Below are 21826 nucleotides of genomic sequence, written 5' to 3'. Positions count from 1 at the left end.
AGCTTTTATGTCCGATTCGCGCACTATGAAGACGGTTTCTTCTATGATAACTTGGAGGCATGTCGTATTATCATAGTTATGCCCATCTCGAGAGGAGTTCGTGAACCGATGAAGATCCGTCTAGCCAAGCTCAGCTACTGGCATGTCCATGCCTGGGAGTATACCGGTTATGCCCAGGAGCATCCCGATACGGAAATCGTGGCCGTATGGGACGAGATTCCATCCCGCGGCGAGGAGGCGGCGGCCAAGCTCGGCGTGCCGTTCCATGCCGACCTGGACGCCTTGCTGGCGTCGCCCGGCATCGACGGCGTCATCGTCGACGCGCCGACGACGATGCATCGCGACATCATGGTGAAGGCCGCGCGCGCCGGCAAGCATATCTTCACCGAAAAGGTCGTCGCGCCGACGACGGCCGAGCTGAACGATATTCTCGACGCCGTGCGCAAGGCGGGCGTCAAGCTGACCGTATCGCTGCCGAGACTGAACGATCCGTATACGGTCGCGGTTCGCGATGTTCTTTCCCGCGGCCTGCTCGGCCAGCTGACCGAGATCCGCGTTCGGCTCGCTCATGACGGCTCGCTCGCGAACTGGCTCCCGGAGCATTTCTATGCGCCGGAAGAGACGGCGGGCGGCGCGCTGATCGACCTCGGCTGCCATCCGATGTATCTGACCCGCCTGTTCGCAGGCTCGATGCCCGAGAGCGTCACAGCCGCTTACGGCTATGTCACCGAGCGTCAGGTCGAGGACAACGCCGTCGCGCTCCTGTCCTGGCCGGACGGCGCCGTAGGCGTCGTCGAAGCAGGCTTCGCGAGCCGCCACTCGCCGTTCCAAATCGAGCTGTTCGGCACGGAAGGCGCGCTGCTGTTCGGCACGCCGGACGAGCGGCTGCTCGTCCGCAGCACCAAGCTTGAAGGCGAAGGCTGGAGCGAGCTGCCGCTGCCCGAGCGGCTTCCGAACGCGTTCAGCCAATGGGTCGGCCATATCCAAAACGGCACGGAAGCCGAGGAGAACATCGCGCTGGCGTCCGATCTGACGCGGCTCATGGAAGCGGCGAACCGTTCGGCGGCCGAAGGACGGCGCGTCGCGATCTCCGAGCTGCCCGCACGGGGATGAGGACGCTGGCCAAGCCCTATGCCGTCATGCTGGAGAAGCAGGACAGCCTCGACCGGCTGGAGCTGGGCTTCCGCTGGGGCGGGTATCGGCTGCGCGTGCTTCATTTCCATCTCGCCCCTTTTCCGGAGCATCATCTCATCCGCTTCCACAAGCATTCCGAATACGAGTTCCACTTCATTGCCGGCGGCAGCGGCATGCTGGCGCTCGAGGACAGCGAACACGCCTTTTCCGAGGGCATGTTCTATCTGACCGGCCCGGGCGTCGTCCATCAGCAGCTGGCCGGGCCAGGCGGCGGCATGCAGGAGCTCTGCCTTCATATCGACATCCAGCCTGAGTACGGCCCTGCGCCGGAAGGCGAGGAGCCGTGGGAAGCCGAGGAAGCGCGCAACTGCGTCGAGGCGCTCGACCGGCTCGGCGCCATGCCGATGGCAGACCGCTGCAAGGCGATGCCGTGGTTCCTCGCGGCCTATCAGGCGGTCGCCGAAGGGGCGCCCGGCTGGGCGACGACCGTCAAGCAAGCCGTCATCCAGATTCTGCTGCGGGCTTCCCGCGCCGCGCTCGACAGCCAGCCCGCCGTCCGGCAGCCCGAGCGTGACATGGCGAGCTACCGCTATCAGCGGGTGACGCAGTTCATCCGCGACAACTACGCGCGGCCGATCACGCTCAAGGAAGTCGCCGAGCGCATCCATGTCAGCAGCCGCCAGCTGCAGCGCATCATGAAGGAGCAGGGCGGCACCTCGTTCAGCGAGTACGTCGAGCGCTGCCGGCTCGAGCGCGTCTGCGCGTCGCTCGCCGAGGACAGCGTCTCGATCGAGCGGATCGCGGCCGATACCGGCTTCCAGAGCGGCAACTACCTTCATTATGTGTTCCGCAGGCGCTTCGGCATGACGCCAAGCCGCTACCGCGAGCACTCCCGCAGCCTGCCCGGCTGGCAGCATATCCACGAGGAGGGAAAGATATCCCTATGACGACAACCACCATCCGCATCGGCATCATCGGCAGCGGCGGCATCGCCGGCATGCATGCCGCCGCCTACAAGACCATTCCCGGCGTGGAGATCGCAGCGGTAGCCGACGCCATCCCCGGCAAGGCCGCCGAATTCGTCGAGCGCCACGGCCTGAGCGGCACGCTCGCCTTTGACGACTATCGCGAGCTGCTGCAGCTCGATCTTGACGGCGTCAGCGTCTGCACGCCGAACTCCGCCCACCGGCAGCCGACCGTCGACTCTCTGGAGGCCGGCAAGCATGTGCTGCTGGAAAAGCCGATGTCCGTCACCCTCGACGAGGGGCTGGACATGGTGCGGGCTTCGCGCCGCAGCGGACGCATGCTGACGATCGGCTTCCAGCCGCGCTATGATCCGAACATGAAGCTGATCCAGGACATCGTCCGCTCCGGCAAGCTCGGCAAGGTGTATTACGTCGAGACCGGCGGCGGACGCCGCCGCGGCATGCCGGGAGGCACGTTCATCCGCAAGGAGCTGGCCGGCGCCGGCGCGATGGCCGACATCGGCTGCTACTCGCTCGACCTGGCGCTGAACGCGCTCGACTATCCGAAGCCGCTGACCGTGTCGGCGAGCACGTTCAACCATTTCGGCCGCAATCCGGTCTATCATCCGGAGGCGGACCGCTTCGACGTCGAGGACTTCGGCACGGCGCTCATCCGCTTCGAGGGCGATCTGACGCTGCATTTCAAAATCAGCTGGGCGATGCATCTCGACTCGCTCGGCACGACCAACTTCCTCGGCACCGACGCCGGGCTGAAGATCACGCCGTTCGGCCAGGGCAACTGGTCCGGCGTCTGGGACGGCAAGGTCGGCAGCATCCAGATGTTCCATGACTTCATGGGCGGCCAGACGATGACGCAGGTGCCGCTCGTCGAGCATGCCATCGATCTGTTCCGCGAAAAAGTCCGCGACTTCGTCGACGCCATCCGGGAAGGACGAGGCGCGCCGATTCCCGGCGAGCAGATCCTCATCCAGCAGGCGATCATCGACGGCGTGCTCCGTTCCGCCGAGCAGCGCGCCGAGGTGAGCGTCTCCGTGCCGGACTTCGCCGGCGGCCCGGCCGAGGACCAGGGCTAAGGAAGCAACCGCGGCCGAATCGCTTCGCGCGGCGGTACGGCAAGCTGGAACCGCCCGCGCGGCGAGGGGCGCATGGCTTTGGTCAAGATCGATCGAAACGCAGCTAGCGCTCCGTCTCTTTTTCGTGGGAGAGGGTTCTGCCCGCTGCCTGGTTTCGCGCCACTCTGCCCGTTTGGCCTCCGCCTACCCGAGTTACTCGGTTTCTCCGCGCAACTTTCCCCGTTTGGCCTCCGCCGACCCGAGTTACTCGGTTTTTCCGCGCAACTCCCCCCGTTTCGCCTCCTGACTACCCGAGTTACTCGGTTTTTCCGCGTAACTCCCCCCGTTTGGCCTCCTTCCTACCCAAGTTACTCGGTTTTTCCGCGTAACTCTGCCCGTTTCGCTTCCTACCAACCCGAGTTACTCGGTTTTTCCGCGTAACTCCCCCCGTTTGGCCTGACAGCACGAATCAAGTAACTCGATTTTTTCGACTTAATCCCTCAGCTCCGTGCCTCCAACCGCCATGTAACTCGATTTTTTCGACTTATCCCTCAACTCCGTGCCTCCGACCATCTATTAAGCTATCAAGCAAGTTTATACTCAAACGAACGCACGTTGGAACGTCAACTCCGACTCTCCCGGACCGGAAAGGAGAGCTTATCTGCCGTCTCCCGGGTATGCGGGAGACGATTCTCCCCAAATAAAAAGGGGGTGGAGAAGAGCATGGACAAGGCGAAGCGGAGCGAGACGATGCCTTTCGGAGAAGCGGCAGCGGTCCTCTTGGAAGACGGATGGCCTCCGCATAGGAGGTCAGGGGATCAAGCCATCCGGCTTCCAGTGGAATCGGAGAAAGGCTCGGCTCGCGCAGCGGGTTCTTTGTCAAACATAGCCTGCTTCTCCGGCTTCCGCCGAGAAAGGCTCGGCTCGCGCAGCGGGTTCCTTGTCCCATTGCTAGCCCCACCCGCGCAAGCAAAAAGAGCCTGCTCCCCAGGTCCGCTGGACCTTGAGAAACAGGCTCTCCCCATTACAGGCTCTCCCATTCAATCGACTAGCTAGCTCTTCTCCGCCGGGAGCGGCTGGAAGATCATCGTGATTGGCAGGTTGCTGCCCGACGCGATCAGGTACGTCAGGTTCAGCGTCTCGCGATAGTTGCCCGAGCGATAGAGCACCATCGCTTCGTCCTGCGAGCGCAGCCAGCCGCTGCGCGGCACCGGCACGAGGCTGCCGTTGACGATGAAGGCGCCCGTGTATAGGCCGCCGCGCGGGTTGAGCGCGACGAGCGTGCGCGGAGCGAGCTGGATGTTCATCTTGTACAGCACGCCGAAATTGCCGCGGTTGAGCTGCAGCGAGCCGTCCGTATTGTCGTAGCCGTCAAGATACGGATCGAGCTTGTTGTCGCCGAGCACGATGCGCTCCGCCTTGCCGCCGAGCACGCCAGGGATGTCAATCTCACGCGTAGCGTTGTTGAACGAGCCGCGCGTATGCTTGCCGTCGGCCGGCATGAGCTGCAGGCGGCTCAGCTCCTTGATCGGGTCCTTGCCGTCGGCGACGACGACGACGCGGAAGCGCAGCGTCTGGTCCGAGGTGACGTCCGCATAGGCGGAATAGATCAAGTTCGGCTTGATGAGCGTCGAGATCTCCGTCAGCACCTTGACCGACTGGCCGGGCTTCACCGTCGTGTACTTGACCGTCGGAGGACTCAGCAGCGAGTCCAGATAGCGGACGGTCGACATCTTGCCGGTATTGTCCTCGTACTGGTCCGGTCCGCCGGCACCGAAATGCTTGACGCCGAACGTCGCCGTGCGGTATCCCTCGTTCGTAGCGACCAGGTACATGCGCACCGGATAGCCGGTCGTGTTCTTGTTATGGAACAGCAGCCGGATGTCGCCCTGAAACTGATCGTCGTACGCGATGCCCTCGGAGGTCCACAGCTCCGGGCTGTTGCTGCGGATCATCTTGGACGGCTCGGAGTGGAAATCGTACGACAGCGTCGGAATGTTCAGCACCGACTTGCCGTCGACCGGGAACATGTCGCCGATCGCCGTGAACAGCTTGCCGTACTCCTCGCGCGTATAAAGCACCTCGTCCGAGATCCGGATCGTCTTCGTGACGCTGGAGGCGTAGCCCTCCTCGTCCGTCACCTCGAGCGTGATCGCCTTCTCGCCGGGCTCGAAGAACACCTCCTGCTTGCCGATCCAGTATTCCTTGAGATCCTTCGTATTGTCGTCCGTGCTGAGGTTCGTAAATTCGATGCGCTCGCCTTGGCGGTAGACGTCCTTGTCGGTGCGGAAATCCGCGACCGGAGGCTGGTTCGGCGCATGCACCTGGATCGTCAGCGTGAACGGATCGCTCCAGGCGCCGGTCGCGTCCTGGACGGTGCGGGTAATCGTATACGTGCCGGGATCGAGGAACACCTCCTGCCGGCCGATCCATTCCTCATTGAGGAGCGGCGCTCCCTCCGGGGAGCTGTAGCGGTCTACGTACGTCACCGGGTCGCCGGTATAGATCTTGGCCGGGTACACGCTGAACGCCGCGCTCGGCTTGGTGTCCCAGGCGAGCGTCACGTTGACGCCGGCCGCCGAGACGCGGCTGCCGGTCGCCAGCGCCCAGGTGCGGATCGGCACCATCATCGAGCCGTTCAGCGAAAAGGCGGCCGCTTGGCCGGTCAGGCTCTGGCCGTTCGCGTTCACGACTTTTGTGTTCATGCGGAAACGGATCTCGCCGGACGGCGTCCGGGCGATGGATTCCTTCGTCTTGGCGTCGTAGGAGACGGCATAGCCGTAACGGGCCGCCATCGAGGCGAACGAGGCGTAAGAGACGCCATCGCGGATGGTGAGAGGCTGAGCGCCGATATGAATCGTGCCGTTCAGCACCATCTGCTTGCTGTTTTTGGTAAGCACGAGCACATTGGACGCGGCTCGCGCGGTCGCGGTGTCCGCGGCGGCTCCACCTAGCAGGGGAACGAGAATAAGAGCAACGACGAGCAGCCACTTGATCGGTTTCATGCTTCGACTCCTTTGTTGTCGGACGGCACCGGATGCCGTGCCTTCCCTATGTCGATAGCATAAACGCCTTTGCCACCGGAAAGTTGCGAGACGGCCGGGAACCGTCACCAATTCGCCACTAAATCGCCTGCCCGGGTTGCGATATCCGTTCAGTCTCATATTCGTCAGAAACGCGGCGGAGGCGGCGACGAAAAGCGCCGCGGCCAGGATCGCCGTCAGCAGCCTGCGCCGCCGCAGCAGCCGCAGCCGCTCCGGAGCGTCTCCGCGATGGAGCGCGTCGGCATAGGCGCGGTGCATGAACATCGACCAGATCACCATCGCGACGAAAGCGAGATTGAAAAAGAACCATACGAACTGCCACATCTGACTCGACCTCGATTCGGCTGAAATAAAAGGAGGAGCCTGCCCGGCTGCGGGAGGCTCCATCGGCGTTCAGGCTAGATATACCATATATCCAGCAGCAGATAGAAGACGACGGCGCTGATGACGCTGCCGGCGAAGTAGAGCCAGCCTGCGCGGAACTGCTGCTGGAACATCTTGAGCACCCCGAGGCTGAGCAAGGAAAAGATAAGCAGGATGAAGACGGCGCCGAGCACGAACAAGCCCGCCGGCACGTTGCTGACATCTACGGCAGTCACCTATGACACTCCTTAATGTAAAGAAATCTCCTTCTAGCATCATATCGGAAGCGTTTGCCGAACGCAACCCGCATCCGGGCCGGGCCGCTAGGCCCGGTTCGCCCGATCCGCTAGGCGCTGTCCGCCCGAGCGGACCGGGCCGCTCGCGAGGCGGCCGCGCATGCCGCTGCGGCATGCGCGGCCAACATCGCTCGACCGGCTTTACGCTGCCGCTCGGCTCGACCGGCTTGACGAGCGGACTCAATCCATGCCCTCTTCGACCGAAATGGTGATATAGCGGCTCACCGGCTTCTTTTTCATCCGGATGCGCAGCACGCCTCCCCGCAGCACCGCTCGCGTCGAACGCGGCAGGATCGGCGAAGGCAGCTTCAGCACCTGCGGCTTGCGTCCGGGAAGTCCTTCCAGCTTGAGCCGCTCCTCCTTGGCCATCACGCGCAGCGTATCCCAGTCCGGATCGCCGTTCATCGGCAGCTTGAGCACGAGATAGTCGCGGCTCTCGCTCCACTGGGCTTCGATCGAGGAGATCGCCGCCTGGAACTCCTTCTCCCGCGCCTCCGGCTCGGCCGCCGCTTCCTGCAGTCCCGACAGACCGGCGCTCGGATTGCCGCTCATCGCGCTTTCCATCATGCCTTTGACGAACCGCGCCACCCATTCCGGATCCTTCATCATCTCAAATCCTCTCGGGAGCTGCTGCCTGGACAGCCAATCCTGCAGCCGCTCGAATCTCTCGCCCATGGGCATTCGCCTCCTCATGCCTACGCTATGCACGGAGCCGTCATGCCGTGACAGCTTTCGCCGGGACGGCCCGCCTTTTGGAACATTTGGGCGAATGCCGCATATAGTGGGGATATAGGCGGCAGCCCGGGCGTGGCTGCGGCTCGCCTATCTTTCCGATACCGATACGAGGTGAATCCCATGCCAGCAGCTGTAGGCTTCGTCAACATCGTCAGCATCGGCTCCAGCGGCGTCGTGCAGTTCGGGGATACGGTGCAGATCTCTCCGTCGAGCACATCCAAGACGTATGCCGGCTCCGGCTCCTTCCTCACCGGCGGTCTCACGAACGCCAACAACGGACTGAGCGCGACCAATACGCTGGATCCGGACCTGCAGGACAACTCCAGCAATCAAGTGGCGTCGGGAGCGAACATTATATGAACCTGACCGTCCATCAATCGATCACGATCCATCAGCTGCGCGTCGACAGCGTCGCCAACAGCTCCGTGCTCCAGATCGGCAGCGCCGGCTCCATCCGTCCGGTCTCTCAGCTGTACAACTCGGGCGGCTTCGACAAGCCGGCCGAGGCGCTTACCGCTGCCGAAGAAAGCTCCAACGCCCTGAACTTCGTTCCTTTGCCCAATCCAAGCTGATCCGCCAAGGAGGTGCTGTCCCGGATGGACCCTAAGGACTCTTCCGCCTCCGGCGGATCTTCCCCGAGCGGAGCGCCCGAAGCTCCTCCGAACCGCTCCTTCCTGAGCAACCCATTGCTCGGCATGCTGACCGGAACCGGCGGCATGGGCGGCATGGGGAGCGGCATCGTACCGAAGCTGCTCGGCAAAAGCATGGCATGGCCGGGGCTCGGGGGAGCCTTTCCCGGCATGATGGGCGGGAAAGGCGGCGGAGCGGGCTGGCCGCCTCCCTATCCCGGAGCTGCGGCCGGCCCTGGCGCTTGGCCCCCTTATCCGGGCGGCGGCGTCCCGGGATCGTGGGGAGCTCCTGCCCCCTCGCCCGGCTTCCCCGGCGCATGGGGCGGCGGGTTCCCCGGCGGAGGCGCGCCGCAAGCGGGGAACTGGATTGCTCCCCAAGGCGCGCCGCAGCCGGGGAACTGGAACGTCCCCCAAGGCGCGCCGCAAGCTGGAAACTGGATCGCTCCCCAAGGCGCGACGCAAGCTGGAAACTGGATCGCTCCCCAAGGCGCGACGCAAGCTGGAAACTGGATCGCTCCTCCAGGCGGCCCGCAGGCCGGGGGCTGGATTGCTCCTCCAGGCGGCCCGCAGGCCGGGGGTTGGATTGCTCCTCCAGGCGCACCGCAGCCGGGGAACTGGGCCGCTGCGCCGCAGGCGGGCTGGCCTCCCTCGGCGGCTCCGCCGCCCGCCGCACCGCCCGACCCTAGCCTGTCGCCGGCTCCGGGCATCACGGCAGCGACTCCCGCTTCGCCCGCCATCGAAGGCGACAATACGTTCCAAATCCCCGGCGCGACGGTCGTGCCCGAACCGGGCGGCTCGGAGGCCAGCTCGGGCAGCTGGCTGCAGCCGCCTGGCCAGACCTCCTTCGCGCCCCCGTTCGTGCCGCCGCCCGCTCCCATCCCTCCGCCGGCCGGACCGCAAGCGGCTCCGCCCGGCTCGGCTGCCGGAGGCGCTGCGCCTGCCGGCTTTCCGCCCGGAGCCTTTCCGGCCGGCATCGGCATCCCGGGCATCGACCCTAACTTCGCGCCGGGCTTGAACGAAGAGGCGATTCCAAAAGCAATCGCCTCCATCGACCCGAACTGGGTCCAAAAATGGCAGCATTATCAGGGCTGGCCCTTTTCGGCGCCGCCCTTCCCGTTTGTTCCCGATCAAGCCTCGGAAGCAGCCGCCGAGCAGGCTGCCGCCGAATATCCTTGCGCCGGCAATCTGCTCGATCCGATCTGCCTGCAGCGCTGCTTGCAGGCGCTCGCCGCCGGCTGGACGGCCCAGCAGCGGCTGAACGAGCATTTGACCTCCTCCATGAAGCGGATCGAAAGCCGGCTGGCGGAGCTCGAGACGCGTCCTTCCTATACGATCGAGAAGCTGGAGTACAACTTCGACCAGCTCAAGGTCGAGCAGCTCGACGGGACGCTGAACATCGGCATGACCGCGCCGTCCGAAGCGCAGATGCAGGAGTTCGGCCAGATGGCTCTGCCCTCCCAGGTGAAGGGCGGCGCCAAGGTGTATCCGCTGCCGATCCCGCAGTCCGCCGCGCCGGGCATCGCGCAGCAGCTGGCCGCCCAGGCGGCCCATTCAGGCACAGGGAGCGGCATCGCGTCGACTCCTGCGGGAAGCCAGGGGCCGGGCGCGCCGGCAGGAGCCTGGACGCCCGGCCCCGAGCAGCCGAGCTTCGGCAATGCGCCGGGCACTGCGCTCGCGCCGAATCTCGTCGGCAGCCAGGCGCCGGGCGTCTTGCCGCCGCAAGCCGGCGGACAGACGCTCGCTCCGGGCGCTGCCGCCCCGCCCGGATTTTCCGGTCCGCCCGGCGCGCCGAACGCCGGGGCCGCCGGCACGAGCGGTATCGCGCCTCCCGGCGGACCAAATGCGCCGGGACTCATTCCCGGCTCTGCGGGCTTCGGCGTGCCGGGAGCGCAAAGCGGCCTGCAGCCGGGGCCGGGCGCCTTCACCGCTCCGGCGCTCGACAACTTCAGCGGGCAGCCGCCGGCCGGCAGCGCGGCCGTTCCGCCAGCCGGCGCCGCTCCGGCTCCGCAGCCCGGCGCCTTGCCCGGCTTCACCGACGTCCGCAGCGTCGTCCACCAGTGGCTGAGCGAGTCGGCGCACGACAAGCTGGAGAGCGCGGCCCGCGGCCATCGGCTGGAGCTGGACCCCTCCCATCGGCAGATGGTCATCGAAGACGTGCGCCGCCAGCTTCCCGACCGGATCCGCCTCTATCTGAACGAAGAGCTCTCCTCCCGCAGCGCGATGCAGGCCGCGGCCGGCTCCCCGCTGCGGAGGGAGCAGCTCCAGCGGACGGCCCAGCGCGCGATTCGCGACGCGGAGACCGCGCTGGAGCAGTACGCGGCCCAGCTGGCGCGGATCGCGCCGCAGCGTAGAAAGGACTGATTCCACTTGGCGATGAATGTGAACATCACGAACCATGTGCTGTCGGTCGGCTCGCTTGAGCTGACCGGCGTCGCCGCGGCCTCGATGCTGCAGATCGGCGACACCGATGCCATCACGCTTTATTCCATCTTCGATACGCCGCCGGAGGCGGTCATCATCGGTCCGTTCGCGCCGCTGCCCGAGCCGCAGGCGGCGCCGGAGGCGGGCATCATCCAGAGCGAAGGCGGCCAGTCGGTCGTGCCGATCGCCGGCACCGGCGAAACGGTTCAGCCGGAAGTCACGCCCGGCGGCCCGATTCCGTTCGGCGCGAACAGCTTCCTGAACCCGACCGGTCCGGTCAACGTGGTCGGCGGATGATCGATTCCGACGCTTCGATCCGCACGTCGTACATCGGCTCCGCCGAGCTGATCAGCATCGGCCTCTCCTCCGTCGTCCAGTTCGGCGACACGGGCAGCGTCAACGCGCGCGTCACCGGCTTGGCGGTGCAGCGGCAGCTCGACCATCGGGCGGGCGGCGAGGTGGACTTCGCCGGCTACTCCCTGTTCGTCAAGCCGTTCAACCCCATCGAGGAGGAATCCTTGGAGGAAGCGGACGTCCGCACGATCCGCTCCAATCCATGTCCGGCCATCCAGGTCGGCTGCGTCAACGTGATCGCCTACAGCTCCGCATCCGTCCTGCTCGGCGGCAACGCCGTCGAGGTCAATCTCGAGTCGAGGCTGAAGCATTTCCGCCAGTACGCCTATGCCATCACCGCCAGCACGGAGCCTACGCCGGCGGCGACAGAGCTCATCGAGTCGGCGGAGCCGGCCGGCTCCGGAGAGCCGCTCCGCCCGATTCTTTCGGCTGATCCGGGACAGCTGCCGGGGTCCGTCAGCCCGCCCGCCGCATACAGTGAGGATGTGAAGTCCGGCAACCCGCATGGCAGGCCGTTCGCGGACTTCGCTCCATGACATGTAACCGGGAGGAATTGCGATGGGTTATGCGGCAGAAGGCGTCGGAGCCGGCTATGGCGGACTCGGCACGAGCACGGGCGTCATCCTTGTCCTGTTCATCCTGCTCGTCATCATTTCGCGCGCCTTTTTCATCTAAGTCCAGCTCGCAGCAAAAAGAGGGTGTCCCAAAAGCCTTGGCTTAGGGACATCCTCTTCTAAGATGGGTTAAATACTAAAAAATCTTCCTCTGGCATGATGCAGGTATCCCCCCGACATCGGCCAAAAAGGAAGATTTTGTTGTGCATTCAATAGACCACGGACCCGCTTGCCCTGCCCATGGATTTGTCCGAGGACTCCCCGAAACCCGCCTCATTCGTGTCTTGTATGCGGCGGCGGTGGACCGCATGGGCGACAAGATTTTTGCCGAGACAGTGCATGGATAGGATGTACTTGCGAACCGCCTTGGCGATCTTTCGGGAGGAGTAGACGCCGGCCGGTAACCGGACCGACCAAGGCAGAATTATGCCTTGGATTCGGCACGCCGGCCGGTAACCTGGCCATCCAAGGCAGAATTATGCCTTGGTTCCGGCCCACCGGCCGGGAACCGGACCGACCAAGGCAGAAATGTGCCTTGGTTCCGGCTCGCCGGCCGGGAACTGGACCGACCAAGGCAGAAATGTGCCTTGGATTCGGCACGCCAGCCGGTAACCGGATGTCAGGACAGTTCCTTGTACTTGGCCGCGTACTTGCTCACGCTCTGCACGAACGTCGCATGCGACCAGGTGAGCGGCGCGACGGACAGCGGCGTGCCGTCATGCGGATTGAGCTGCTCCGGCAGCACGCCGCTCTCGAGCGCCGTCCGCACGACCCACTCGAGCGTGCGCTTCGGCGCTTCCAGGTCGGCGAGACAGCGCGCCGAGTCGATCTCGAAGTTCGCCACCCACAGCGTGCAGATGATCCACGGGTTGCCCGGCACCCGGTCGATCTCGCCGGACTGCTGGAAGTAGTAGTCGTTCGTATAGCGGGCGATGCCGCCGACGTCGGTGCGTACGGCCAAGCCGTCGCGGATGGCCGTCATCGTGCGCACGACGCGCTCGTCGTCCGCCGGCAGCACGCCGAACTCAAGCACCGCGAACAGGCTGCTCTCAAGCGTCATGTCCTTGACCCAGCCGCCGTCCTTCTGCACGAGCCCGCGCGCGAACCGGCCGCTCGCCTCGTCCCACAGCTGCGTGAGGATGCCGTGCTTGACTTCCTCGGCGGTGCGCTTGTAGTGGTCGCTGCGCTCGTAGTCGCCGAACAGGTCGGTGAAGAACGAAGCGGCCATCAACCCGCCGTATACCGAAGCCGCCGTATACGTCCAGATGCCGTAGCGCTCCTCCCACAAGTCGTAGCTCGGCTTGGGCAGCGAGAGCGAATGCTCCATGTAGCTGCTGAGGAACGCGGCCGACTTGCGGATCAGATTGCTGTACAGCGACTGCGGCAGCTCGATCACCTGATGCCGCTGGAAGTCCCGCCACAGCGCGAACAGCACGAGCGCCGTCTCGTCCTCCTGGATCGGCAGCCGCTTCGCTCCCTGCACCGTATACGGATGCCAGCTGGAGCCGACCGTGCCGTCGGGATTGAACTTGTGGTTCAGGTAGCCGTCCGGCGTCAGCGCCTCCGAGCAGAATTGGAAAAACGGCGCGATGACGCTCTGATAGCCTGCCAGCGACATCGCATCGGCGACGAGCGCGCCGTCGCGAGGCCACATGTAGCTGTAGTGGTCGCGGTTGTACTGCAGGATGTCCGTATCGTTGGCCGCGATGATCGCGCCGCGCTCGTCCGTCTGCGTGCGCACGAGCAGCAGGCTCTGCCGGAACATGCGGGCGACCTCCGGCGGCAGGTCGCCGAGATCCTTTTCGGCACGGCCGAGCCAGTGGTTCCAGTAGACGACGATGCGGCTCAGCAGCTTCTCCGGATGCTGGTCCTGGACGTAGTCGTTGAGCTGCTTGACCTCCTCCAGGCTCTTGCCGATCGACATCCAGTAATAGACCGTCTTCTCGCCGCCGGCCGGCACGACCGTGCGGAAGCTGATCGTGCTGTCGACCGAGCCTTGGGCGATCGCGTTGCCCATCAGCACGCCGTCCTCGGCGTCGCGCCATGTGCCCTCGGCGGAGTGGAACCGCTTGATGCCCGTCGAGTACTGGGACATGCCGCCTTCGTCGGAGAAGCCGTTGAACATGAAGTAGGACGAGCGCTTGTAGTGGAACAGCGTATGGTTGTCGGGATAGTAGGCGGCGGTGTCGCCGACCTCCGTGCCGTCGATCATGAGGTCCTGGTGGAAGAACAGGCGGAATTCCCGTTCCCGATCGGCGTGATTGCGGATGACGACGCGCTTCAAATAGATGCATTCGCGCTGGTGGATGCCGTCGTTCATCTGCAGCTCGACGCCGAGTCCGCCGTGACGAGCCGTGACGTCGGTGACGAGGGAGTCCTCGATATAGCCGAGCTCTCTCGACCACGCCGGATCCTCCAGCCAGCTGAACTGGCCTTCGGTCCAGAGGCCGAGGCGGCAATACTGGCCGCCGACATGGTTGAGCTGTCCGACGTACGGATAGTAGATGTCGCGGATATAGCAGTTTTGATCGAGGTTGAGCAGCATCTTGCCGTTTCCGATTACGAGGTGACGGGCCATGAATCCTTCTCCTTCCGCTCGGGCGCGAGTTGTTCGTACAGGTCGATGTAGGATCGGGCGGAACGGTTCCAGCTATAGTCGTCCCCGGCCCCATTGCGGACGATCGCCTCCCAGGCGGCAGGCTCGCGGTAGAAATGGAGCGCTCGGCGGATCGTGAACAGCATGTCATGCGCGTTGTAGCTCGCGAAGCTGAATCCGTTTCCTCGGCCAGTATATTCGTCGTAAGGCTGGACGGTGTCCTTGAGCCCGCCGGTCTCGCGCACGATCGGCACGCTCCGGTAGCGGAGCGCGAGCAGCTGGCTGAGGCCGCACGGCTCGAACTGCGACGGCATCAGATACAGGTCCGAGCCGGCGTAGATGCGGCGGGCGAGGCCGTCGTTGAAGCCGGTTGCGAGGCTGACCTTGTCGTAGCGGGTGTGGGAGGCCGAGCGGAACATCTCCTCGTACTTCCACTCGCCGGAGCCGAGCACGGCCAGCTGCATGTCCTCCTCCAGCAGCTCGCCGAACACGCCGTCGATCAAGTCGAAGCCCTTCTGCTCTACGAGCCGCGAGACGATGCCGATGACCGGCACGTCCTCGCGCTGGGGCAGCCCGAGCTCCTTTTGGAGCGCGAGCTTGTTCTGGCGCTTGCGCTCCAGCGAGTCCAGGTACGGGACGGCGATCGCCTCGTCGTTCATCGGGTCGAACAGCTCCGTGTCGATGCCGTTGACGATGCCGGCCAGATCGCCCGCCCGCATGCGCAGGATGCCGTCCAGCCCTTCCCCGTAGTACTCCGTCTTGATCTCCTCGGCGTACGTCGGGCTGACCGTCGTCAGCTTGTCCGCGTAGAGCAGGCCGCCCTTCATGCAGTTGGCCGCGCCGTCATGCTCGAGGCCGTCCCAAGCGAAGATCTCCGGCCCCATGCCGATCAGATCCATCATCTCCTGCTTGCCGAACACGCCCTGGTAGCGCAGGTTGTGGATCGTGAACACGGTGCGGACGGACGACAGCCGCTCGTCGGCGAAATAGCGCCGCTTGAGCAGAAACGGGATGAGGCCCGTCTGCCAGTCATGGCAGTGCAGGACGTCCCAGCGGATGTCCATCCTCCGCGCCGCCTCCAGCACGGCGATGCTGAAGAAGACGAACCGCTCCGGATCGTCGCCGTAGCCGTACAGGCCGCCGCGATGGAAGTAGAACTCGTTGTCGATCAGATAATAGACGACGCCGTCCACCTCGCCCTCGAGCAGGCCGCAGTATTGCGTCCTCCAGCCGAGCTGCACCGTGAACTCGTCGATCTTGCGGAAGCGCTGCGCCAGCGTCCACGGAATCGTGTCGTACTTGGGCAGGATGACGCGGGCCTCCGTGCCCGCCTGGCGCAGCGCCTTGGGCAGCGCGCCGGCGACGTCGGCCAGTCCGCCGGTCTTGGCCAGCGGCACCGCTTCCGATGTTGCGAAAAGTACATTCATGAGTAGGGTTCCCTCCAGGTTGGCTCCGCCGTTCCGCTCTGTCTATGTGCGCGGGGGCAGGCCGGAATGTCGGCCGGGCTCATCTAACGGTTAGTATCGGCCGAAGCGCGGCCGGATGTTGGCTTTTTAGGCGCAAATAGAGAAAAAGACCATCAGATGGTCTTTCTCTTGCCCGCCACGAAGGGCAGGCCTGCCGTGCCGCGGATATCGCGATGCGGCTCGACCTGGCTCTCCTTGTCGAGGATGACGCGGTCCAGCTGCGTCCCGTCGCCGATGACGCCGTTCTGCATGACGATGCTGTTGCGGATGACCGCGCCTTTGCCGACATGGACGCCGCGGAACAGCACGCTGTTGATGACCGTGCCCTCGATCTTGCAGCCGTTGGCGATGAGCGAGTTGCCGGTCTTCGCCCCTTCGAGGTAGCGGGTCGGCGGCTCGTCCTTGGTCTTGGTGAAGATCGGGCCCGGCCGGAAGAACAGCTCCCGCCACGCCTCGGGACGGAGCAGGTCCATGCTGGTCCGGTAGTAGGCCTCGACCGTATTGACGACGCCGAGATACCCCTCGTAAAGGTAGCCGAAGATGCGCAGCCGGTCGATCCGGGACAGGATCGCGTGCCGGACGAGATGGTCCTGGCCTTGGGCCAGCGACGTCTGCACCAGATCCATCAGCAGATCCTTTTTCATGACGTAGATCTCCATCGAGTGCACGTCGGAATCCATGTTGCCGAAATGGTCCTGCATGTCCTTGACCCGTCCGCCCTCGCCGAGCTCCACCTTGCGCGTCTTGCCGCCGAGCAGGTCGGCTTGCTTCTTGCAGATGACCGTAATGTCGGCGTTCTGGCTCTCGTGGTAGTCGATGACCGCGTCCAAATCGACGTTGCACACCATATGGCTGCGCGTCACGACGACGTACTCGAGCTTGCAGCGCTGGAAGTAGTCGCGGTGCTGGTAGAAATGATACAGGTCGCCGCGGCTCAGCTCATGGATCTGGTCGGAGGACGGCGGCAGGACGAACAGCCCGCTTTGGCGCGTATGCAGGTCCCACGGACGGCCGGAGCCGAGATGGTCCATGAGCGAGCGGTACTTCGTATGGGCGAACACCGCCACCTTGGAGATGCCGGAGTTGACCATGCTGGAGAGGATGAAGTCGATCAGCCGGTAGCGCGCGCCGAACGGCACGGTCGCCGGGCAGCGGGTCGCGGTCAGGCTTTCGAGCTCGTCGGTCTCGTGGATCAGGTTGACGACGCCCATCGCTTTGTTGATCATGGCTGCTGCACCTCCTGGAGCGAATGATTGCGGCCGATCTTCTCGTCGCTGCCGACGACGCCGATCTCGGTTCCATCCGGAGAGCCGAGCATGACGCCCGGCTCAAGCACGGCGTTCTCGCCGATGATCGTGCGGTATACTTTGCAGCCGGCGCCGATGACGGCTCCCGGCATGATGACCGACTCGGAGATGAGGCTGCCCTCGCCGATCTCGACGCCGCTGAACACCACCGAGCGCGACACCTCGCCCTCGACGACGCAGCCTTCCGTAATCATCGACTCGCGGATCGAGGCGGCCGGGGATACGTAGTGGGCGGGCCGGTTGTGGCGGGTCGAATAGATGCGCCAGTCGCTGTCCCCGAGATCGAGCTGCGGCTCGCAGCCGAGCAGGTCCATATGGGCTTCCCACAGGCTCTCGATCGTGCCGACATCCTTCCAGTAGCCTTTGAACGGGTACATGTGCAGATGGATGTCGTCCTCGAGCATCGCCGGGATGATGTCCTTGCCGAAATCATGCGACGACTTGCGGTCCGCCTCGTCGCGGATCAAGTATTTTTGCAGCACTTTCCAGCTGAAGATGTAGACCCCCATCGAGACGACGTTGCTGACCGGATGCTTGGGCTTCTCCTCGAAGTCGACGATGCGGAAGCCTTCGCCGAGAATCATCGTGCCGAAGCGGCTCGCTTCCTTGATGTCGACCTCGAGACCGGCGACGGTCACGTCCGCGCCGGTCGACTTGTGATGCTCCAGCATTTTTTCGTAGTCCATCTTGTAGATGTGGTCGCCGGAGATGATGAGCACGTACTCCGGCTCGTAGCGGTCGATGAACCCCATGTTCTGATAGATGGCGTTGGCGGTGCCTTTGTACCAGTCGCCGCCTTTGGACTTGACATAGGGCGGGAGCACGGCCATGCCGCCATCGCTGCGGTCAAGGCCCCATGGGCTGCCGATGCCTAAATACCGGTTGAGGACGAGTGGCTGGTACTGGGTCAGGACGCCGACGGTGTCGATGCCCGAGTGCATGCAGTTGCTCAGGGTAAAGTCGATAATCCGGTATTTGCCTCCGAAATGGACGGCCGGCTTGGCCAGATCCTTCGTGAGGACGCCGAGGCGCTTTCCTTCTCCCCCGGCTAGCAGCATGGCGATCATTTCTTTTTGGCCCATGGTCCCAACTCCTCGTGTCAGTGTGTTCCCCTCGGCTGGTGCTCAAGCAGCTGGAAGGACAGCGGGGGCAAGTGCAGGGTAAGGCTGTAGTCGCGGCCATGCATCGGAGCCTTCTGGCTGGAGATGGAGGTCGGAAGCCCGGTCGAGGCTCCGCCGAGCCGGGCGTCGTCGCTGTGCAGGAGCAGCTTGTACCTGCCCTTGTCCGGCACGCCGATCCGGTAGTCCTCGTAGGAGCTGCGGGAGAAGTTGGCGACCGCGACCGCGTAGCCGCCGTCCTTGCTCCTGCGGATGAAGGAGACGACGCTCTGCTCGGCATTGTCGGCGTCGATCCACTCGAAGCCGGCCGGATCGTAGTCCTGCTCCCACAGCTGCGGCAGCTTGCGGTACAAGCCGTTCAGCTTGCGCACGTACTGCTGCATCGACCGGTGGGAGTCGTACTCCAGCACCATCCAGTCCAGCGACTCGCTATCCTTCCATTCGTCGAACTGGCCGAATTCTCCTCCCATGAACAGCAGCTTCTTGCCGGGATGGGCCATCCAGAATCCGTAGAACAGGCGCAGGTTCGCGAACTTCTCCTCGTAGCTGCCGGGCATCTTGTTCAGCAGCGACTTTTTGCCGTGCACGACTTCGTCATGGGACAGCGGCAGGATGAAGTTTTCCGTGTGGTGGTACATCATCGCGAAGGTGAGCCAGTCATGCCGCTGGGACCGCTGCGACGGATCAAGCTGCATGTAGCGGAGCATGTCGTTCATCCAGCCCATGCTCCACTTGAAGTTGAAGCCGAGCCCGCCGTCATGCACCGGCGCCGTGACGCCCGGCTCCGGCGAGCTGTCCTCGGCGATCATGAGCGTGTTCGGGAAATAGCGGAACACCGCCTTGTTCAGCTTCTGGAGAAAAGCGTCCGCTTCCAGGTGGCGCGTGCCGCCGTAGATGTTGCGCGCCTGCAGCTCCGGCGGCTTATCCATCGTCAAGTCGCGCATGCTCGCGACCGCGTCGACGCGCAGGCCGTCGACATGGAACAGGTCCATCCAGTACAGCGCGTTGGAGATGAGGAAGCTCTGCACCTCCGTGCGGCCGTAATCAAAGGCGTTCGTGCCCCAGAGCGGCTTTTCCGCGAGGCTGGGGTCGGCGCTCTCGTAGAGCGGCGTGCCGTCGAACCGGCGCAGTCCCTGCTCGTCTTTGACGAAGTGCGCGGGCACCCAGTCGAGGATGACGCCGATGCCCTTGCGGTGGCAGCGGTCGATGAACTTCATGAGGCTCTTGGCCGGGCCGTAGCGCGCCGTAGGCGCGAAGTAGCCGGTGATCTGATAGCCCCACGACTTGTCGAGCGGATGCTCGGCGAGCGGCATCAGCTCGATATGGGTATAGCCCATGCGGACGACGTAGTCGATGATCTCCCCGCCGATCTCGTCGTAGCTGTAGAACACCTCCGGCGCCTTGATCTTCCAGGTGCCTAGATGCATCTCGTAGACGAGCATCGGCTGGTCGTACGGAGAAGTCGTCCGCTTGCGCCGCTCCCACTCGTCGTCCTTCCACTTGTAGCCGGACAGGTCGGCGACGACCGAGGCGGTGTTCGGGCGCAGCTCGCTCGCGAAGGCGAACGGATCCGCCTTGAGAAGCTTGCGGCCGTCCGCGGTCACGATCTCGTATTTGTAAAGGTCGCCGGCCTTGAGGCCGGGAATGAACAGCGACCAGACGCCGGTCGCGTCGACCGGCTCCATGCGGTGCTGCACGCCGTCCCAGCCGTTGAAATCGCCGGCGACGCCGACCTCGCGGGCGTTCGGCGCCCAGACGGTGAAGCGCACGCCGCGGCGGCGTTCCTCGAGTTTGACATGCGCGCCGAACGTACGATAGGCGAAGTCGTTTTCGCCGCGGTTGAACAGGTACACGTCCTTGAGGAGCGCTTTGTCTTGCTTGGACTTGGCGGATGGCTTCGGCTTAGCGGAAGCTCTCGGCTTGGCGGATGGCTTGGAGTCGGCGGGCTGGTCGATGCTGGCGGGCCGGCCGTCCAGGACGGCCGGATCGGATGGAACGGGCTGCTTGGGCTTGAGTGTAGGCATAGGGGACACCTCCGGATCATTCTCGCTTAAGGCAGGCGGCATTCGGGTGAAAGTAGTTCCATTATAGCAAACCTGCGCCACGCCATGATAGATTACTTGACGCAGATGCGCCGCCGCCTCGTCCCGGAGGCGGACCAGGCGGCCGGACGCCCGCAAAGCCTGCTTGAACGGGATCTGCATGCGCGGTTTTATGTAGGATTGCCGAAAAATGAAAACGCTTTTACGAAGCTCTTGCCCTAAGAATATACCCGCCGCGGGGCCGGGTCAATCAGAGGTGGCGAATTGTCGCATGATTCGGGCGGCAGCATGGCTCGACGGCTTGGATTGACGCGTTGCCGGACGCTTGGCTATCCATCTAACGATACTGACAGACGCTATTCGTGGAAAAGAAGGCTCCAAAAAAATCTAACGATACTGACCGAGCTTATTTTCTTAAACAGCCTCAAAATCGAGGGGAAAAGGGCCAATAGGCTCTGTCAGTATCGTTAGAATTCAAAACTCGCCTCAAACGATGAAATAAGGCTCGCTAGTATCGTTACGTTGAGCGGACCCAAAATTGACGGAAGGCCGCACACACCCAAGCTGCAACCAATGTGCCTGGAACGACTGGCCGCTGCTTTTCACTACGCATCGCTCGTGCTGCCGTCGAACGGGTTAGCGAACAGTCGAGACTCCGATGTGCCTGGAACGATCAGCTGCTGCTTATCCCCCCGCATCGCTCGTGTTGCCGTCGAACGGGATAGCGAACAGTCGAGACTCCGATGTGCCTGGAACGACCGGCCTCCGGGAGGCAGCCGATTCGACAGATTCGTTCTCTGGATGAGTCGCCCTCCCTATGCCGTCGGCCGGGCGAGCCGCATCAGCCGCGCGATGCGGCTGATGCGACAGATACCCGCTCCAGGCGAGTCATCCGTCTGACCCGGGCAGCGGCCTCCAATCCGGGAGCGCATAGGACCGATAGCGCAAATTCCCGCCCACCTGCTTCAATCTCCCCAGCTCGACCAGCCGATGCAGAATCCGTCTTGCATAAGCGGCGCTCACGTTGAGATGGACCGTCAGCTCGGAAGGCGTGAACGGACGAAATACCCGCCTCGCGTACCGGACCGTCTCCGCCTCCAACGCCGTCAGCGAGCCTGCGCTTTCGCCCGCGATGAACTTTCCGACGAAAGAAAGCACCAGCTGCTGGCAGCGCTTCGGCTCCTCGACGATCGACAGATAGGCGACGGGGATGAACAGCCAATCGTCGATGGACAGCATCGAGTACCTCCAGCTGAGGTCCTTGAAGCGCCTTACATCAAGATCTCGAGCATGAGGACCAAAGCCCTGAATCTCGATGCCCCCCTTCGCGCCCCCGCCCGGAAGATAAGCCAGATCGACATATCGGTAGCCGTTCGACGCGTCGCGCACTTCCCATTCTGGATGCAGATGCTTGAAGCTGCGCATGGTCGGGAACCAGATTTGCTTGAGGAAAGCGACCGTGCCGTGGCCCAGCCCTTTCTCCAGAAGCTCTCGGCGGCGCGGATTGGTCTCGTCCTGAATCTCGGCTTGCAGCCATTCGTCATAGGCAGTTTGAAAGTTTGGCATCGTTTCTTCGGCTCCTTTTCTGATTCGAAATGAACGAAAAAAGCCGCTTCAAGCCCTCCCGGATCGGGATGGACTTGAAGCGGCGCGTGCTTCACGACCGCAA

Annotated in this window: 18 protein-coding genes; 9 read left to right on the top strand and 9 right to left on the bottom strand. The window is 63.9% G+C overall.

Translation table 11 applies throughout. The features are described 5' to 3' along the window. The first annotated feature begins 108 nt into the window (after window positions 1-108). From GE073_RS10680 to GE073_RS10670, 3 genes are read left to right on the top strand one after another with little or no spacing between them, the layout of a single operon-like run. Window positions 109-1113 carry a Gfo/Idh/MocA family protein gene (locus tag GE073_RS10680; RefSeq protein ID WP_028599879.1) on the top strand — a complete coding sequence of 335 codons (1005 nt, stop codon included), beginning with the start codon at window positions 109-111 and terminating at the stop codon, window positions 1111-1113. Beyond that, entirely contained in the window at window positions 1110-2081 is a 972-nt protein-coding gene (locus tag GE073_RS10675) for an AraC family transcriptional regulator (protein ID WP_043111596.1), read from the top strand. The genes GE073_RS10680 and GE073_RS10675 overlap by 4 nt, the downstream gene beginning before the upstream one ends. Next, window positions 2078-3193: a Gfo/Idh/MocA family protein gene (locus tag GE073_RS10670; RefSeq protein ID WP_153783449.1), complete on the top strand. Its 1116-nt coding sequence runs from the start codon at window positions 2078-2080 to the stop codon at window positions 3191-3193. The genes GE073_RS10675 and GE073_RS10670 overlap by 4 nt, the downstream gene beginning before the upstream one ends. A 1031-nt stretch (window positions 3194-4224) precedes the next feature. Here the strand turns inward: GE073_RS10670 and GE073_RS10665 are convergent. From GE073_RS10665 to GE073_RS10655, 3 genes are all read right to left on the bottom strand, one after another. Continuing rightward, a complete protein-coding gene (locus GE073_RS10665; RefSeq protein ID WP_052333406.1) occupies window positions 4225-6177 on the bottom strand; it encodes a stalk domain-containing protein in 1953 nt (650 codons plus the stop codon). 437 nt (window positions 6178-6614) lie between these two features. Next, window positions 6615-6815: a hypothetical protein gene (locus GE073_RS10660; RefSeq protein ID WP_101809002.1), complete on the bottom strand. Its 201-nt coding sequence runs from the start codon at window positions 6813-6815 to the stop codon at window positions 6615-6617. Window positions 6816-7055: 240 nt separating this feature from the next. Then, on the bottom strand, window positions 7056-7550 hold the full coding sequence (locus tag GE073_RS10655; protein ID WP_028599641.1) for an Hsp20/alpha crystallin family protein: 495 nt from the start codon (window positions 7548-7550) through the stop codon (window positions 7056-7058). A 180-nt stretch (window positions 7551-7730) separates the two neighbouring features. Between GE073_RS10655 and GE073_RS10650 the strand changes: the two genes are divergently transcribed. Genes GE073_RS10650 through GE073_RS10625 form a run of 6 tightly spaced genes read left to right on the top strand, consistent with a single transcriptional unit; the run spans window position 7731 to window position 11689 of the window. After that, a complete protein-coding gene (locus tag GE073_RS10650; RefSeq protein WP_153783447.1) occupies window positions 7731-7970 on the top strand; it encodes a spore germination protein in 240 nt (79 codons plus the stop codon). Continuing rightward, a complete protein-coding gene (locus tag GE073_RS10645; protein ID WP_028599639.1) occupies window positions 7967-8182 on the top strand; it encodes a spore germination protein GerPB in 216 nt (71 codons plus the stop codon). The genes GE073_RS10650 and GE073_RS10645 overlap by 4 nt, the downstream gene beginning before the upstream one ends. 24 nt (window positions 8183-8206) lie before the next feature. Further along, on the top strand, window positions 8207-10600 hold the full coding sequence (gerPC, locus tag GE073_RS10640; protein WP_153783446.1) for a spore germination protein GerPC: 2394 nt from the start codon (window positions 8207-8209) through the stop codon (window positions 10598-10600). Between the two features lie 6 nt (window positions 10601-10606). Next, window positions 10607-10957, top strand: coding sequence for a hypothetical protein (locus tag GE073_RS25950; RefSeq protein WP_307719969.1), 351 nt, complete (start codon window positions 10607-10609; stop codon window positions 10955-10957). Continuing rightward, on the top strand, window positions 10954-11550 hold the full coding sequence (locus GE073_RS10630; RefSeq protein ID WP_028599637.1) for a spore germination protein GerPE: 597 nt from the start codon (window positions 10954-10956) through the stop codon (window positions 11548-11550). The genes GE073_RS25950 and GE073_RS10630 overlap by 4 nt, the downstream gene beginning before the upstream one ends. A gap of 22 nt (window positions 11551-11572) precedes the next feature. Next, a complete protein-coding gene (locus GE073_RS10625; RefSeq protein WP_084137414.1) occupies window positions 11573-11689 on the top strand; it encodes a sporulation protein YjcZ in 117 nt (38 codons plus the stop codon). Window positions 11690-12247: 558 nt separating this feature from the next. Here GE073_RS10625 and GE073_RS10620 read toward each other — a convergent pair. The 6 genes from GE073_RS10620 to GE073_RS10595 all read right to left on the bottom strand — a co-directional run bounded on the left by GE073_RS10620 (window position 12248) and on the right by GE073_RS10595 (window position 21723). Then, entirely contained in the window at window positions 12248-14206 is a 1959-nt protein-coding gene (locus GE073_RS10620; protein WP_153783445.1) for a glycoside hydrolase family 15 protein, read from the bottom strand. Beyond that, the gene (gene glgA / locus GE073_RS10615; protein WP_153783444.1) at window positions 14188-15651 is read right to left on the bottom strand and encodes a glycogen synthase GlgA; all 1464 of its coding nucleotides are present in this window, start codon (window positions 15649-15651) and stop codon (window positions 14188-14190) included. Before glgA ends, GE073_RS10620 begins: the two co-directional genes overlap by 19 nt. 152 nt (window positions 15652-15803) lie before the next feature. Then, on the bottom strand, window positions 15804-16916 hold the full coding sequence (gene glgD, locus GE073_RS10610; RefSeq protein ID WP_101808998.1) for a glucose-1-phosphate adenylyltransferase subunit GlgD: 1113 nt from the start codon (window positions 16914-16916) through the stop codon (window positions 15804-15806). Next, window positions 16913-18079 (bottom strand): glucose-1-phosphate adenylyltransferase, encoded by a 1167-nt coding sequence (locus tag GE073_RS10605; protein WP_153783443.1) that lies wholly within the window; start codon window positions 18077-18079, stop codon window positions 16913-16915. Before GE073_RS10605 ends, glgD begins: the two co-directional genes overlap by 4 nt. A gap of 17 nt (window positions 18080-18096) precedes the next feature. Next, window positions 18097-20139: a 1,4-alpha-glucan branching protein GlgB gene (gene glgB, locus GE073_RS10600; RefSeq protein WP_153783442.1), complete on the bottom strand. Its 2043-nt coding sequence runs from the start codon at window positions 20137-20139 to the stop codon at window positions 18097-18099. 906 nt (window positions 20140-21045) lie between these two features. Further along, a complete protein-coding gene (locus GE073_RS10595) occupies window positions 21046-21723 on the bottom strand; it encodes a transcriptional regulator (RefSeq protein WP_153783441.1) in 678 nt (225 codons plus the stop codon). Window positions 21724-21826: the final 103 nt, after the last annotated feature.

This window comes from Paenibacillus sp. B01, assembly GCF_009649995.1.
GTDB lineage: Bacteria > Bacillota > Bacilli > Paenibacillales > Paenibacillaceae > Paenibacillus_O > Paenibacillus_O pasadenensis.
The sequence above is the reverse complement of the archived record's forward strand: the minus strand, read 5'-3'. Positions and strand labels throughout refer to the sequence as shown.

What these genes read in the sequence shown, in the direction of transcription:
- GE073_RS10620 (WP_153783445.1), bottom strand. Translation starts at nt 14,206, where the DNA reads ATGGCCCGTCACCTCGTAATCGGAAACGGCAAGATGCTGCTCAACCTC.
- GE073_RS10680 (WP_028599879.1), top strand. Translation starts at nt 109, where the DNA reads ATGAAGATCCGTCTAGCCAAGCTCAGCTACTGGCATGTCCATGCCTGG.
- GE073_RS10595 (WP_153783441.1), bottom strand. Translation starts at nt 21,723, where the DNA reads ATGCCAAACTTTCAAACTGCCTATGACGAATGGCTGCAAGCCGAGATT.
- GE073_RS10650 (WP_153783447.1), top strand. Translation starts at nt 7,731, where the DNA reads ATGCCAGCAGCTGTAGGCTTCGTCAACATCGTCAGCATCGGCTCCAGC.
- GE073_RS10625 (WP_084137414.1), top strand. Translation starts at nt 11,573, where the DNA reads ATGGGTTATGCGGCAGAAGGCGTCGGAGCCGGCTATGGCGGACTCGGC.
- glgA (WP_153783444.1), bottom strand. Translation starts at nt 15,651, where the DNA reads ATGAATGTACTTTTCGCAACATCGGAAGCGGTGCCGCTGGCCAAGACC.
- GE073_RS10645 (WP_028599639.1), top strand. Translation starts at nt 7,967, where the DNA reads ATGAACCTGACCGTCCATCAATCGATCACGATCCATCAGCTGCGCGTC.
- GE073_RS10665 (WP_052333406.1), bottom strand. Translation starts at nt 6,177, where the DNA reads ATGAAACCGATCAAGTGGCTGCTCGTCGTTGCTCTTATTCTCGTTCCC.
- GE073_RS10605 (WP_153783443.1), bottom strand. Translation starts at nt 18,079, where the DNA reads ATGGGCCAAAAAGAAATGATCGCCATGCTGCTAGCCGGGGGAGAAGGA.
- GE073_RS10630 (WP_028599637.1), top strand. Translation starts at nt 10,954, where the DNA reads ATGATCGATTCCGACGCTTCGATCCGCACGTCGTACATCGGCTCCGCC.
- gerPC (WP_153783446.1), top strand. Translation starts at nt 8,207, where the DNA reads ATGGACCCTAAGGACTCTTCCGCCTCCGGCGGATCTTCCCCGAGCGGA.
- GE073_RS10670 (WP_153783449.1), top strand. Translation starts at nt 2,078, where the DNA reads ATGACGACAACCACCATCCGCATCGGCATCATCGGCAGCGGCGGCATC.
- glgB (WP_153783442.1), bottom strand. Translation starts at nt 20,139, where the DNA reads ATGCCTACACTCAAGCCCAAGCAGCCCGTTCCATCCGATCCGGCCGTC.
- GE073_RS10675 (WP_043111596.1), top strand. Translation starts at nt 1,110, where the DNA reads ATGAGGACGCTGGCCAAGCCCTATGCCGTCATGCTGGAGAAGCAGGAC.
- glgD (WP_101808998.1), bottom strand. Translation starts at nt 16,916, where the DNA reads ATGATCAACAAAGCGATGGGCGTCGTCAACCTGATCCACGAGACCGAC.
- GE073_RS10655 (WP_028599641.1), bottom strand. Translation starts at nt 7,550, where the DNA reads ATGGGCGAGAGATTCGAGCGGCTGCAGGATTGGCTGTCCAGGCAGCAG.